The organism is Pseudomonas sp. H1_A03 (assembly GCF_054685145.1).
In genome coordinates, this window is sequence record NZ_CP162829.1 from 3,519,863 (window position 1) to 3,533,277 (window position 13,415).

10 protein-coding genes are annotated in these 13,415 nt (G+C 61.6%); 8 read left to right on the top strand and 2 right to left on the bottom strand.

The window, feature by feature from the left end; all coding sequences use genetic code 11:
- From AB4O35_RS16315 to AB4O35_RS16325, 3 genes are all read left to right on the top strand, one after another.
- The gene (locus AB4O35_RS16315) at positions 1-2,463 is read left to right on the top strand and encodes an ABC transporter permease (RefSeq protein ID WP_065890705.1); all 2,463 of its coding nucleotides are present in this window, start codon (positions 1-3) and stop codon (positions 2,461-2,463) included.
- Positions 2,453-3,517 (top strand): lipocalin-like domain-containing protein, encoded by a 1,065-nt coding sequence (locus AB4O35_RS16320; RefSeq protein ID WP_065945918.1) that lies wholly within the window; start codon positions 2,453-2,455, stop codon positions 3,515-3,517. Before AB4O35_RS16315 ends, AB4O35_RS16320 begins: the two co-directional genes overlap by 11 nt.
- Before the next feature lie 112 nt (positions 3,518-3,629).
- A complete protein-coding gene (locus tag AB4O35_RS16325; RefSeq protein WP_065890707.1) occupies positions 3,630-5,141 on the top strand; it encodes a hypothetical protein in 1,512 nt (503 codons plus the stop codon).
- Between the two features lie 60 nt (positions 5,142-5,201).
- Here AB4O35_RS16325 and AB4O35_RS16330 read toward each other — a convergent pair whose 3' ends face one another.
- A complete protein-coding gene (locus AB4O35_RS16330; RefSeq protein WP_065890708.1) occupies positions 5,202-6,299 on the bottom strand; it encodes an SMP-30/gluconolactonase/LRE family protein in 1,098 nt (365 codons plus the stop codon).
- The gene (locus AB4O35_RS16335; RefSeq protein ID WP_065875975.1) at positions 6,296-6,973 is read right to left on the bottom strand and encodes a sterol desaturase family protein; all 678 of its coding nucleotides are present in this window, start codon (positions 6,971-6,973) and stop codon (positions 6,296-6,298) included. Before AB4O35_RS16335 ends, AB4O35_RS16330 begins: the two co-directional genes overlap by 4 nt.
- 318 nt (positions 6,974-7,291) lie before the next feature.
- Between AB4O35_RS16335 and AB4O35_RS16340 the strand changes: the two genes are divergently transcribed.
- The 5 genes from AB4O35_RS16340 to AB4O35_RS16360 all read left to right on the top strand — a co-directional run bounded on the left by AB4O35_RS16340 (position 7,292) and on the right by AB4O35_RS16360 (position 13,387).
- Entirely contained in the window at positions 7,292-8,215 is a 924-nt protein-coding gene (locus AB4O35_RS16340; RefSeq protein WP_065890709.1) for a substrate-binding domain-containing protein, read from the top strand.
- Between the two features lie 62 nt (positions 8,216-8,277).
- On the top strand, positions 8,278-9,786 hold the full coding sequence (locus AB4O35_RS16345) for a sugar ABC transporter ATP-binding protein (RefSeq protein ID WP_065875977.1): 1,509 nt from the start codon (positions 8,278-8,280) through the stop codon (positions 9,784-9,786).
- Entirely contained in the window at positions 9,752-10,744 is a 993-nt protein-coding gene (locus AB4O35_RS16350; protein ID WP_065890830.1) for an ABC transporter permease, read from the top strand. The genes AB4O35_RS16345 and AB4O35_RS16350 overlap by 35 nt, the downstream gene beginning before the upstream one ends.
- A gap of 28 nt (positions 10,745-10,772) precedes the next feature.
- Positions 10,773-11,852, top strand: coding sequence for an alcohol dehydrogenase catalytic domain-containing protein (locus AB4O35_RS16355; RefSeq protein WP_065875978.1), 1,080 nt, complete (start codon positions 10,773-10,775; stop codon positions 11,850-11,852).
- A 2-nt stretch (positions 11,853-11,854) separates the two neighbouring features.
- On the top strand, positions 11,855-13,387 hold the full coding sequence (locus AB4O35_RS16360) for an FGGY-family carbohydrate kinase (protein WP_065890710.1): 1,533 nt from the start codon (positions 11,855-11,857) through the stop codon (positions 13,385-13,387).
- Positions 13,388-13,415: the final 28 nt, after the last annotated feature.

The window sequence follows — 13,415 nt, forward strand, 5'->3', positions numbered from 1 at the left end:
ATGGCGGTGTTTTATTGGACATTACGCGCGCTGCTCAGCCACTGGCGGCGGCATCCCGTGCAGTTCTTCAGCGTGCTCACCGGCCTGTGGCTGGCCACCGCGCTGTTGATTGGCGTGCAAGCGCTCAACAGCCAGGCGCGCGACAGCTACGCCCGCGCCAGCCAATTGATCGGGGGTGAGCCGCAGGCCAGCCTCAGTGCGCCGGACGAGGCCGCTTTCCCACAGGCGGTGTTTGCCCAACTGCGTCGTGCCGGTTGGCCGGTGTCGCCGGTGGTGCAGGGGCGCGTGCAGCTCAAGGGGCTGGAGGATGTTCGCTTGCAGTTGATGGGCATCGACCCGGTGTCGTTGCCCGGCAGTGGCGCGGTGGCGGGTCAGCGCTTGAGCCAGGCGCAGATGCTGGCGTTTTTCGAACCGCCGGGGCGCACGTGGATCGCGCCGCAGACCTTGCAGGTCCTGGGGCTGCACGAAGGCCAGCAGCCGACTACCCTGAGCGGCCATACACTGCCGCCGCTGCAAGCCCAACCGGATATGGCGCCCGGCGTGTTGCTCACCGATATTGGTTTTGCCCAACCTGTGCTGGAGCTGCCCGAGCGCCTGTCGCGCCTGCTGGTGGACAAGGCTTTTGCCGCCGGCCACCCCACGCCGCCCGCCGGATTGCAACTCAAGCAGGGCGAGGACAACAACCTCGCGCGCCTCACCGATAGCTTTCACCTGAACCTCGATGCGCTGGGCTTCCTGTCGTTTGTGGTGGGGCTGTTTATTGTGCACGCCGCCATCGGCCTGGCCCTGGAGCAGCGGCGCGGGCTGTTGCGCACCTTGCGTGCCTGCGGGGTCAGCGTGCGGATGTTGATCGTCAGCCTGAGTGTCGAACTGGGCGTGTTGTCATTGTTGGGTGGCGTGCTTGGCGTGGCGAGCGGCTACCTGTTGGCCAGTCTGTTGCTGCCGGATGTGGCGGCCAGCCTGCGTGGCTTGTATGGCGCCGAGGTGGCGGGGCAGTTAAGCCTGAGCCCGTGGTGGTGGGGCGCGGGATTGGGCTTGAGCTTGTTCGGCGCGTTGCTCGCTGGCGCCAGCAGCTTATGGCGGGCGGCGCGCTTGCCCTTGCTGGCGCTGGCCAACGCCCAGGCCTGGCATGAGGCGCATGGACGCTGGTTGCGCCGTCAAGGTTGGGTGGCCAGTGCTGCGCTGCTGATCGCGGTGCTGGCGCTGTGGTTGGGCAATAGCCTGGCCGCCGGCTTTGTGCTGATGGCCGCCTTGTTGCTTGGCGCTGCCCTCGGTTTGCCGGTGGTGCTCAATGGCCTGCTCAAAGCCGTGTTGGGGCGCAGCCGTTCGGTGCTCGGCCAATGGTTTCTGGCGGACTGCCGCCAGCAGTTGCCGGCGTTGAGCCTTGCGCTGATGGCTTTGCTATTGGCCCTGGCCGCGAATATTGGCGCGGGTTCCATGACCTCGGGTTTTCGTCACACATTCAATAACTGGCTGGAGCAGCGTCTCACCGCCGAGCTGTACCTCAACCCGCAAAACCCGGCGCAGGCGCAGCAGCTCAGTCATTGGCTGGCGCAACAACCGTTGGTAAAAACGGTGCTGCCCACCTGGCAGGTCGCGGTGCAATTGCAGGGCTGGCCAGCGGACCTGTTTGGCGTGGTCGACGACCCGACCTATCGCCAGCACTGGCCGTTGCTTGAGGCGACGAATGAACCGTGGGACCAGTTGCAGCAAGGCGACACCTTGATGCTCAGCGAGCAACTCGCGCGCAGGCTCGGTGTGCAGCTCGGTGATAGCGTGAGCATCCCCACGCCACACGGCGTGTGGGCGCCCAAACTGGTGGGGATCTACGCCGATTACGGCAACCCCAAGGGCCACGTGCTGGTCAATGCCCAGCACCTGTTGGCCCACTGGCCGACGCTGTCACCGGCGCGTTTCAACCTGCGGGTTTCACCGTCGGACGTGGCGCCGCTGGTGCGTGAGGTGCAACGCGCCTTTGCCCTGGAAGACAGTCGCATCGTCGACCAACAGCAACTCAAGGGCTGGTCGAGCCAAGTGTTCGAACGTACGTTCGCCGCCACTGCCGCGTTGAACAGCCTGACGTTGGGTGTGGCCGGTGTCGCGCTGTTTATCAGCCTGTTGACCCAGAGCCAGAGCCGCCTTGGCCAACTTGCACCGCTGTGGGCATTGGGTGTCACGCGCCGGCAATTGATGCTGCTCAACTTGGGCCAGACTTGGCTGTTGGCGGTACTCACGCTGGTGCTGGCGTTGCCGCTTGGCCTGCTGTTGGCCTGGTGCCTGGACGCCGTGATCAATGTGCAGGCCTTTGGTTGGCGCCTGCCGTTGCAGGTGTTCCCGTGGCAGCTCGCTCAATTGCTCGGGTTGGCGATGCTCGCGACCTTGCTGGCCTCGGCCTGGCCGTTGTGGCAGTTATACCGCAGCCGTCCTGCGGATTTGTTGAGGACGTTTGCCAATGAAGATTAAGTGCCTGTTGTGGGCGTTTTTATTGTTACTGGGCGCTTGCGACAAAGTCCCAGAGCCGCAAGAGAGCTTTGCCGGGTTGGGCAGTGACGCGGCGGATTTTGCCCAGGTGGTGCCCGGCAAGGTCTTCAGCTTTCCCGAGGACCACGGCCCGCACGCAGGCTTTCGCATTGAGTGGTGGTACGTCACCGCCAACCTCAAGGATGAACAAGGCAATCTATTCGGCGTGCAATGGACGTTGTTTCGCAATGCCCTCAAGGCAGGGCCGACGCAAGCGGGCTGGCACGACTCGACCATTTGGCTTGGGCACGCCGCTGTCACTTCCGCCACCCACCACTATGCTGCGGAGCGCTACGCCCGAGGTGGGGTCGGCCAGGCCGGCGTCCAGGCGGTGCCGTTCTGCGCCTGGATTGACGACTGGAGTTTCGCCACCCGCCCCGGTGCCGCGAGCGCGTTGGCGGACATGCAGCTCAAGGCCAACGGCGCGCAATTCGCCTATGACTTGCACCTCACTTCCAGCCGCCCGTTGGTGCTGCAGGGCGAGGGCGGCTACAGCCGCAAATCCGACCAGGGCCAGGCGTCGTACTACTACAGCCAGCCGTTTTTCAGCGCCAAGGGCAGCGTCAGCATCGACGGCAAGGCGTACCAAGTCACTGGCCCGGCTTGGCTCGACCGCGAGTGGAGCAGCCAACCGCTGACCGCCAACCAGACCGGCTGGGACTGGTTCTCCCTGCACCTGGACCGGGGCGAGCAGTTGATGCTGTTCCGCGTGCGACAAACCGATGGCGCGTCGTATATGACCGGCACTTGGATTGATCACGAGGGGCGTACGCAAACCCTGCACAACGCGGATATCGAGCTGAAACCGCTGGAAACCACCGACATTGACGGCCGCAAGATTCCCACACGCTGGTCGCTGAAAATTCCTGGAAAACAGCTGGATATCACCCCCCAGGCCGTCAACCCAAACGCCTGGATGAACCTGAGTATTCCGTACTGGGAAGGGCCGGTACAGTTTGACGGTGGGGTGGGGTATCTGGAGATGACGGGGTATTAGGCGAAAAGATCCCTGCAAAAATACTGGACATGCATACAGTTGTTGGCTAGATTCCATCCCAGGTGACCGGATGTCACCTGAGCTTCACTTTTTAACTATGGATGGATAAAAAATGAAATCGAAAAAAGCCTTTATGTTGGGCGCGGCCATGGCGGCCTCCTGCTTCGTTTCGGCCTTTGCCCTGGCCGAGCAATACCCTCACCTCGCTGCGCAAGCCGTTAAACCTGACATCAAGCAAAGCCTGAAAGCCGCTGGCAAAGTCCCGGCCACCAAGGCTTCGGCGGCGCTGAAAAAGCAACTGAACGCAGGCGCCCAACTGAAAAAGCCGGTGTTCGCCGCGAAGGCCAAGGCCGACTCGGTGGTGGAAGACCACAGCGCACCTGCCCCGGTAACCCAGGTCAAGAAAACCGGCGCTCAGCCAGCCACCGCCGTGCAAGCGGCGCTGGTCCAAGGCTGTGAAACCACGCTGGACGTGAATGAGTTGTACACGGTCAATGGTGTGCAAACCGGTGACCTGCTGTGCTACCACTTCAACCTGCCGCAGACGGCCCGGATCAATGCGCTGCTGGTCGGCCAGACAGCCGGTACCGACATGTCCTTGACCCTGTTCCAGGACGATGGCCAAGGCAATCCGATCCCGCTGGGCACTTCCAATAACCCCGGTACCGGTGACGAAAGCCTCAGCGGCGTATTGCCGGCGGGTGACTACTACTGGTTCATGGAAGCCAATGCGGCTGTCTCGGGTTCGAGCTTCCAGTTCGGTGTGGCGGTCAATGCCAATATCGATGCCTTCGAACCGAATGACACGCCGGACACGGCCTTTCAACTGCCGGACACCCTGAACTACATCAGCGGCAACGCCGACAGCCTCGATGATGTCGATTACTTCGACTTCACCGCCGTGCGTGGCCAGAGCGTGGGCATTGCCCTGTCGGCCGATGCCGCCAGCGGCAGCACCCGTGGCAAATGGATCCTTGAGCGCTTCGATGGCAGCCAGTGGGTCACCGTAGGTGCCAATATCGTCTCGACGTCGATCCCGAGTCCGGGTGTGGGCGGTGTGGTCAAGGTGCGGGTGCGCCCGAACCAGCACCCGAACGAGCCGTGGAGCGCGACGGGTAAATACACCCTGTCCTTTGGTTCCAACCCACGTGTCGACAACCCGGATATGAAAGGCGAGGCCAACGTGTTGCGCATCCCGTATTCCGCGTCTGATGTGGGCTACGGCTACATGACCACCCAGGCTTATCGAAACCTGACCTGGAAAATGAACCTGTCCGACAGCACCGGCGCGCCACTGGTGGGGCTGCACCCGATTGTTTATCTCGACCAGCACATCAACCCGGACACCGGCAATATCGTCTACAAGGCGTATTCGGCGGCGACCGACAGCTCCGGCCAAGCCGGTGGCACGATCAACGTGGGCACGTGCGCCGGTGACTTCCAGACCACCTTTGTCGATTACTCCCAGGGCTACAACAACACCTGGCGTACCGACTTCAACTACGGCGTGTGGCGTATGGAGGTGCTGGAATACCCAGGCATTGGCGTCGGCGGTGAAAACACCGAGTTCGTCAGCTTTGGTCACCTGTGCAAGCAAACCTTGCTCAGCAGCACCAAGAGCTAAACGCGTGTAGCCGCAAGCAATGAGGGCATACAGGCCGAGCGCCTGTGTGCCCTTTTTGCGTCAGGGCGCCAACGCCAGCGCCAATGGCACGCGCGCCATGCTCGTGCTTTTCAACGAACCCAGGTACAACCAGTTGCCATACTCCCGGGCCGTGGTGATGGGCGAGTAATTGCCAGCACTGCCATCCTGCAGATTGGCGATGACGTTACCCTCAGTATCCAACCCCAGCACAAAAGCTTTGCGCTCGATGGGTTTGGGCACCACCAGCAGCGCCCTTACCATGACCTTGCGCAGCAGGGGGTAGCCGGCAAAGCTGTCCAACAGTGGATTGCGCGGCGAGTACAGCGCCACCCAGAAACGGTCCCTGCCGTTGAAGCTGAGGTTGTCCGGCAGGCCGGGCAGGTTGTCGATGAACAAATCATGGGTGCCGGCTCGTTCGCCTTTGAGCCAATAACGGCTGATGCGATAGGCGCCGGTCTCATTCACCAGCACATAGCTTTCATTCGGACCCAACGCCACGCCGTTGGCGAATTGCAGCTGGTCCAGTAGCACATCGGTGTTGCCGTTGCTGAAGTCATAGCGCAGCAGCCGACCATCACCGCCATGCTCGATCACCGCTTCACCGTCCTGTCCGTAACCCCAACGACTCGATGCATCGCTGAAGTAGGCATAACGTCCGCTGGCGTCCACGATAACGTCATCGGTGAAGCCAAACGGCAGGTCATTGGCGCCGGTGCTGAGGGTGGTGAGTTGGCGTTGGGCATCCAGTGCAAGCAGCCCCTTGATCCCATCGGCAATGATCAGGCGACCATCCGGGTGTAGCGCCATGCCCAGGGGGCGCCCGCCGGTATTGGCCAGCACTTCCAGGCTGCGGCTGTCGGGCGAGGTGCGGATGATGCGTCCGTCATGCAGGCCACTGATCAAAAATCCCTGGGCATCCAGCAGCAAGGCCTCGGGCCCGGTGATGTCCTGGGCGCCGATTTTCTGCACACCCTTGAGGCGCTGGTTCTCGGCGTAGGGGCCGTCTTTCATCGAGGGCGCCTTGGGCGGCGTCCAATTCACCGGTTGCACCCTGGTCGGCATCAACAGCAAAAAGGCGATCACTGCCAGAAACAGCACAAACAGCAGATGGCGCAGTTTTCTTGGGCGGGTACTCATGTGGATTCCTGGTTGTTGTGGGGAGTCGGTTCCCAGTGCAGGGTGCCGAACAGGTAGTCCATCAGGGGAAGCACGATATTGAAATTACGCCCCTGCATCAGCTCACGGCGGTGATGCAGGGCGTGCAGCCGGTGCATCTGGCGGATCCACGGCAGGCGCGCCACCGGGTGGTTGGCGGGCAAGTGCTCGCAGGCGTGAAACACTTCGTAAAGTAAATACCCAAGGATCATGCACCCGGCGAACAGCCCGGCGACGTTGGGGCTCAGTTGCTGAAGCAGCCACCAGGCGGGCAAGGTGATTGCCAGGCTGTGCAACACGATCAGCCAGGCCGGGAACAGGATGACGCGCCAGTCCCTGGGGCTGTCGAACGTCATGTGGCCGGGGGTGAAGAAGCTGTGGTGATCACCGGTGTGGCGCGCGTAGAACAAACGAGTCAAGGCATGTTTATGGTGGCCGAGGTGGCGGTGCACCAGGTAGATGCAGAGGTTGAAGAACACCAGCGTCACGGGCACGGTCAGCCATTGCAATGCGGATAGATGGGCGGTGGATGACCACGCCAGGCCGATGCAGGCAACGCCGTAGCCGAACACGAAACTGGCATGAAGCCAGGGGTTGTAGTGGCGCGCGACGTTGGCGCGGTAGCGGGCGCGAAAGGTCTCGGTGGGGTGGGCCATGGCGGGCAGCTCGGTGTTTTTATTGTTAGAACGTGAGCTTAGTTGGTGGCGGGGAATGTGCGAGTTTTCGAAGGCAAGGCCAATCAAATGTGGGAGCTGGCTTGCCTGCGATGCAGACGCCTCGGTCCTTCAGCCAGACCAAGGTGATCCCATCGCAGGCAAGCCAGTTCCCACACTTATCCGAGTTCGCTCTTGAGTGTTATCCCACCCCGACCGACCAGTGGGGGCTTGCACACGCCTAATTTCCTTGCTAGTTTCTCGCAAAATGTTAACGATAACATTTGCTCTAAAAATAAAAAAAAAACAGAGACCCACGCCATGAAAATGCTTCCGAAAACCCTGTGTTTATTGGCTGTAAGCATCACCCTCGGCACCGCTTCCCCTGCGTTTGCCGACACTGCCAAGCCGATCCGCATCGGCGCGTCCTTCCAGGAAATCAACAACCCCTATTTCGTCACCATGAAAAACGCCCTGGAAGAAGCCGGGGGAACCATCGGCGCGAAATTGATCATCACCGACGCCCGCCATGACGTGTCCAAGCAGGTCAGTGACGTCGAAGACATGCTGCAAAAAGGCATCGATATCCTGCTGATCAACCCCACCGATTCGGTGGGCGTGCAGTCGGCCGTCAAATCTGCCCACGCCGCCGGTGTGGTGGTTGTCGCGGTAGACGCCCAGGCGGATGGCCCGCTCGACTCTTTCGTCGGTTCGAAAAACTTCGACGCCGGCTTCCAGGCCTGTGAATACCTGGCCAAGAACATTGGCAACAAAGGCAATATCGCCATTCTAGATGGCATCGCCGTGGTGCCGATCCTGGAGCGTGTGCGCGGTTGCAAAGAGGCGGTGGCCAAGCACCCGGACATCAAGATTGTCAGCATCCAGAACGGCAAGCAGGAGCGTGACCAGGCACTGACCGTCACCGAGAACATGCTGCAGGCCCAGCCCACCCTCAAGGGTATTTTCAGCGTGAATGACAACGGCTCCCTCGGCGCTCTGTCGGCCATCGAAGCCAGCGGCCTGGACGTGAAGCTGGTCAGCGTCGACGGCGCGCCGGAGGCGATCAAGGCGATCCAGAAACCCGGCAGCAAATTCATCGCAACCTCGGCCCAATACCCCCGCGACCAGATCCGCCTCGCCCTGGGCATTGCCCTGGCGAAGAAGTGGGGCTCGCAAGTGCCGGCCACCATTCCAGTCGACATCACCCTGATCGACCAGGCCAAAGCCAAGGATTTCAGCTGGTAAATCGCCCAGGCCCCACGCCAGCCGTGGGGCTTAAGGTTTCCTTCTGAATACGAGGTCGCGGCATGAGCAGTCTTCTGAAGCTGGAAAACATCTGTAAGCGGTACCCGGGCGTACAAGCCCTCAAGTCCATCAACCTGCAAGTCGAGCGCGGCGAAATCCACGCCCTGCTCGGCGAAAACGGCGCGGGCAAATCGACCTTGATGAAGATCCTCGGCGGCGTCGAGCATCAAGACGAAGGCCAGATCCTGATCGACGGCCAGGCGCAGCAGTTCGCGACCTATCGCGATGCGATTGCCGCCGGTATCGGTATCGTTTTCCAGGAATTCAGCCTGATTCCCTACCTCACGGCGGTGGAAAACATCTTCCTCGGCCATGAGCTGAGCAACCGCTTCGGCCTGCTGCGCAAGCGCGAGATGGTCGAGGCCAGCGAGGCCTTGTTCAAGCGCCTGGGCGTGACCATCGACCTGCAATGCGCGGTCAAGCACCTGAGCGTGGCCGAGCAGCAGTTTGTCGAAATCGCCAAGGCCCTGGCCCTGGATGCGCGCCTGCTGGTGCTTGATGAACCCACCGCAACCCTTACGCCCAGCGAAGCCGAGCTGTTGTTCGAGATCATGCGCGAACTCAAGCGCCAGGGCGTGGCGGTGATTTTTATCTCGCATCACCTGGAAGAGATTTTCCAGGTGTGCGACCGCATCAGCGTGCTGCGTGACGGCGGCAATGTCGGCGTCACCGATGTGGCCGACAGCGACATCGACCGCCTGGTCGAGATGATGGTAGGCCGTCGCCTGGAATGCAGTTTTCCGCCCAAACCGACCACCGCACGCGGCCCGCTGTTGCTGGAGGTCAAGGACATCCAGTTGGTGCGCAACGGCCCCCACAACAGCTTCCAATTGCACAAGGGCGAAATTCTCGGCTTTGCCGGCTTGGTCGGCTCCGGCCGTACCGAACTGGCCCTGGGCATGATGGGCGCGCTGCCGTCAGTGAGCAAAGAGGTGTGGCTGCGCGGTGAAAAAATCACCCTCGATGACCCGGCCCAAGCGTTGGCCCACGGGATCGGCCTGCTCCCGGAAAGCCGCAAGAGCGAAGGGCTGATCACCGATTTCAGCATTCGCGAAAACATCTCGCTGAACAACCTGCCCAAATACCAGAACGCCTCCGGCCTGATCGACAAAAGCCGCGAATGTGCGAGCGTCGAAGGCCTGATGAAACAGCTGTCGATCAAAGCCCCGAGCAGCGAAAGCCGGGTGTTCAACCTCAGTGGCGGCAACCAGCAGAAAGTCGTGATCGCCCGCTGGATCAACCACCACTGCGACGTGCTGGTGTTCGACGAACCCACCCGTGGCATTGACGTGGGGGCCAAGGCGCAGATCTACGCGCTGATGCGCAGCCTCACCGAACAGGGCTACGCAATCATCATGATTTCCTCCGAATTGCCGGAAGTCATCGGCATGTGCGACCGCGTCGCAGTGTTCCACAAGGGCGCCATCGTCAAGGTACTCGAAGCGTCTGCCGTCAATCCTCAAGAGGTCATGCGCCATGCAACAGGGGGCTCAAGTGAATACGTCCATTAGCAGCGGCGACAGCAACCGGCTGCGCCTGAACCTGGCGCGGCTGGTACGTTCGCCGGCGTTTTATCCGTTTGTGGGGCTGGTGGTGGTGACCCTGGTGATGATCCTCGCCAGCGACACGTTCCTCACCGCCAGCAACCTGTCGAACATCGCCCGCCAGGTGTCGATCAACGCGATTATCGCGGTGGGCATGACCTGCGTGATTCTCACTGGCGGCATCGATTTGTCGGTGGGGCCGGTGATGGCCTTGTCCGGCACGCTTACCGCCGGGTTGATGGTCGCGGGGCTGCCACCAGGTTTGGCGATTGGCGCGGGCATGTTGATCGGTGTGGCCTTCGGCATTGGCAACGGCCTGTTCGTGGCCTACCTGCACATGCCGCCGATCATCGTCACCCTGGCGACCATGGGCATCGCCCGTGGCCTGGGCCTGATGTACACCGACGGCTACCCGATTTCCGGGTTGCCGGAGTGGTTCGGCTTCTTCGGCCGCCAGAGTCTGTTCGGCATAGAAGTGCCGATCCTGATCATGCTGATTACCTACGCCGCCGCCTATGTGCTGCTGCAACACACGCGCATCGGCCGCTACATCTACGCCATCGGCGGCAATGAAGAAGCGGTGCGTTTGTCCGGCGTGCGCGCCGCGCGCTTCAAGTTGCTGGTGTACGGCATCAGCGGCCTCACGGCGGCGATTGCCGGGCTGGTGCTGACCTCACGCTTGATGAGCGGCCAGCCGAATGCCGGCGTGTCGTTCGAGCTCGATGCGATCGCTGCCGTGGTCCTTGGCGGCGCGTCGATTGCCGGCGGGCGTGGGGTAATCGTCGGCACGTTGCTCGGCGCCATGCTGCTCGGCGTATTGAACAACGGCCTGAACATGCTCGGCGTTTCGCCCTACGTCCAAAGCGTGATCAAGGGCGGGATCATTTTGCTGGCGATTTTTATCAGCCGTCAGCGCCATAAATAAACTCCTAACAAGAACGGGATCAGACACCATGGATAAGCACACCGAAATGCAAGCCGTCGTCTGCCACGGCCCCAAAGACTACCGCCTGGAACGCATCGGCAAACCTCAGGCACGCGCCAATGAACTGGTGATTCGCATCGCCGCCTGTGGCATCTGCGCCAGTGACTGCAAGTGCCACTCGGGCGCGGCCATGTTCTGGGGGGGCGACAACCCGTGGGTCAAGGCACCGGTGGTGCCGGGCCACGAGTTTTTTGGCTATGTGGTGGAGGTCGGCGAGGGCGGCGAGGAGCACTTCGACGTCGCGGTAGGCGACAAGGTGATTGCCGAACAGATCGTGCCCTGCGGCAAGTGCCGCTTCTGCAAATCCGGCAAGTATTGGATGTGCGAAGTGCACAACATCTTCGGCTTCCAGCGTGAAGTGGCCGAAGGCGGCATGGCCCAGTACATGCGCATTCCCAAGACCGCCATCGTGCACAAGATCCCTGAATCGGTGTCGCTGGAAGACTCGGCTCTGGTGGAGCCAATGGCCTGCTCGATCCACACCGTCAACCGTGGCGATGTCCAGCTTGACGACGTGGTGGTCATCGCCGGTGCCGGCACCCTTGGCTTGTGCATGGTCCAGGTTGCCGCGTTGAAAACCCCGAAGAAACTGGTGGTGATCGACATGGTCGACGAGCGTCTGGAACTGGCGAAAAAATTCGGCGCCGACGTGGTGATCAACCCGTCACGCGACAACGCCCGCGAGATCATCAATGGCCTCACCGACAATTACGGTTGCGACGTGTACATCGAAACCACCGGCGTACCGGCCGGCGTCACCCAGGGCCTGGACTTGATCCGCAAGCTCGGGCGCTTCGTCGAGTTCAGCGTGTTTGGCGCCGAAACCACGGTCGACTGGTCGATCATCGGCGACCGCAAGGAGCTGGACGTGCGCGGTGCCCACCTCGGGCCTTACTGCTACCCGATCGCCATCGACCTGTTCGAACGTGGCCTGGTCACTTCCAAGGGCATCGTTACCCACGATTTCCCGTTGGATGACTACGCCGAAGCGTTTGAGCTGGCCAACTCGACCAAGTCAATCAAGGTGCTGTTGAAGCCGGTGGCCTGAGCATGAACTACGTGATGGGTGTCGACATAGGAACCCAGAGCACCAAGGCGCTGCTGGTGGATGGTCAAGGCACGATCATCGCCCAGCACAGCCAGGGGTATCGCGTAGATACCCCGAAAGTGCGCTGGGCCGAACAATGGCCGCAGGTCTGGCTGGACGCCGTCGAAGCCTGTGTCGCGCAGTGCATGGGCAAGGCGGGCGTGGCGGCGCAGCAGGTCAAGGCGCTGTGCATCAGCAGCCTGTATGGCGGTTCGGGAATTGCGGTGGATGCACAGATCACACCGCTGCACCCGTGCCTGATCTGGATGGACCGCCGCGCCGGCGAGCAGGTGGCCTGGGTGCGCGAGCAGGTGGACCTGGAGCGTTTGTTCGAGGTCACCGGCAACTCGGTGGACAGCTACTACGGTTTCACCAAGATGCTCTGGCTCAAGCAGCACCAGCCTCAGGTGTGGGCGAAAACCCGCTACCTGCTGCCGCCCAACAGCTATATCAACTGGTGCCTCACGGGTGAGTTGGCGGTGGACCATAGCAGCGCCGGCAACATCGGTGGTGTCTACGATGTGAAAGCGCGTGATTGGTCCGGCGAGATGCTTGATGCACTGGGCATACCGCAGGCGATGATGCCTGAACGCCTGGTGTATTCCGGTGAAGTGGTCGGTGGCTTGTTGCAAGACTGGGCATTGCGCCTGGGCCTGCAAGCCGGCACGCCGATCCTGGCCGGTGGCGTCGATGCGGCCATGGCCACCTTGGCAGCGGGCGTGACTCAGCCGGGCAATCACGTGGCGATGATCGGCACCAGCATGTGCTGGGGTTACCTGAACCAACAGGTGGATGCACACCACGGCTTGGTGAGCATGCCCCACGTCTATAACGGCCACCGGGACCTGTACATATTCGGCGGTGCGATCACGGCCGGTGCCTCGGTCAGCTGGTTTCGCGAGCAGTTCTGCCAGGCTGAAGAGCTACAGGCCAAGGCCACCAGCCAGGACAGCCTGGCGCTGCTGGAACAGAGCGCGATGAGCATTCCGGCGGGCAGTGAGGGCCTGTTGTTCCTGCCGTACCTGATGGGCGAGCGCAGCCCGGTGTGGGATGACCGCGCGAGTGGCAGTTTTGTCGGCTTGAACCTGTATCACAGCCGCATTCACCTGTACCGCGCGGTGCTGGAGGGGGTGAGTTTTGCCCTGCGGCATAACATCGAAGCGGGCACTCGCGGGGCGCATTCCCTGGACCCGCGTTTGATCGTGGTGGGTGGCGCGAGCCATTCGGATTTGTGGATGCAGATCATCGCGGATATCACGCAGTACCCGGTGTACACCATCGTTCAGGAGGTAGAAGCTGCGTTGGGTGCGGCGTTGTTGGCGGCGCATACGGTGGGATTGGTAAGTGATGGGGAGATGGATAAAGGGTGGGTGCAGCTGGCGCTGCGGGCGGAGCCAAAGGTTGAAAACGTCGGGGTTTATGACCGGGCGTTTGCCGAGTATTTGAAGCTGTATCCCGCCCTGAAACCGATCATGCATAACCTGCAAACGAGCTGATTCAACACAGTCCAAATGTGGGAGCAGG

Bases quoted from the DNA above. Each gene is read 5' to 3' on its own strand.
- AB4O35_RS16350 (WP_065890830.1), top strand. From the start codon at position 9,752: ATGCAACAGGGGGCTCAAGTGAATACGTCCATTAGCAGCGGCGACAGC.
- AB4O35_RS16315 (WP_065890705.1), top strand. From the start codon at position 1: ATGGCGGTGTTTTATTGGACATTACGCGCGCTGCTCAGCCACTGGCGG.
- AB4O35_RS16325 (WP_065890707.1), top strand. From the start codon at position 3,630: ATGAAATCGAAAAAAGCCTTTATGTTGGGCGCGGCCATGGCGGCCTCC.
- AB4O35_RS16320 (WP_065945918.1), top strand. From the start codon at position 2,453: ATGAAGATTAAGTGCCTGTTGTGGGCGTTTTTATTGTTACTGGGCGCT.
- AB4O35_RS16330 (WP_065890708.1), bottom strand. From the start codon at position 6,299: ATGAGTACCCGCCCAAGAAAACTGCGCCATCTGCTGTTTGTGCTGTTT.
- AB4O35_RS16345 (WP_065875977.1), top strand. From the start codon at position 8,278: ATGAGCAGTCTTCTGAAGCTGGAAAACATCTGTAAGCGGTACCCGGGC.
- AB4O35_RS16360 (WP_065890710.1), top strand. From the start codon at position 11,855: ATGAACTACGTGATGGGTGTCGACATAGGAACCCAGAGCACCAAGGCG.
- AB4O35_RS16340 (WP_065890709.1), top strand. From the start codon at position 7,292: ATGAAAATGCTTCCGAAAACCCTGTGTTTATTGGCTGTAAGCATCACC.
- AB4O35_RS16355 (WP_065875978.1), top strand. From the start codon at position 10,773: ATGGATAAGCACACCGAAATGCAAGCCGTCGTCTGCCACGGCCCCAAA.
- AB4O35_RS16335 (WP_065875975.1), bottom strand. From the start codon at position 6,973: ATGGCCCACCCCACCGAGACCTTTCGCGCCCGCTACCGCGCCAACGTC.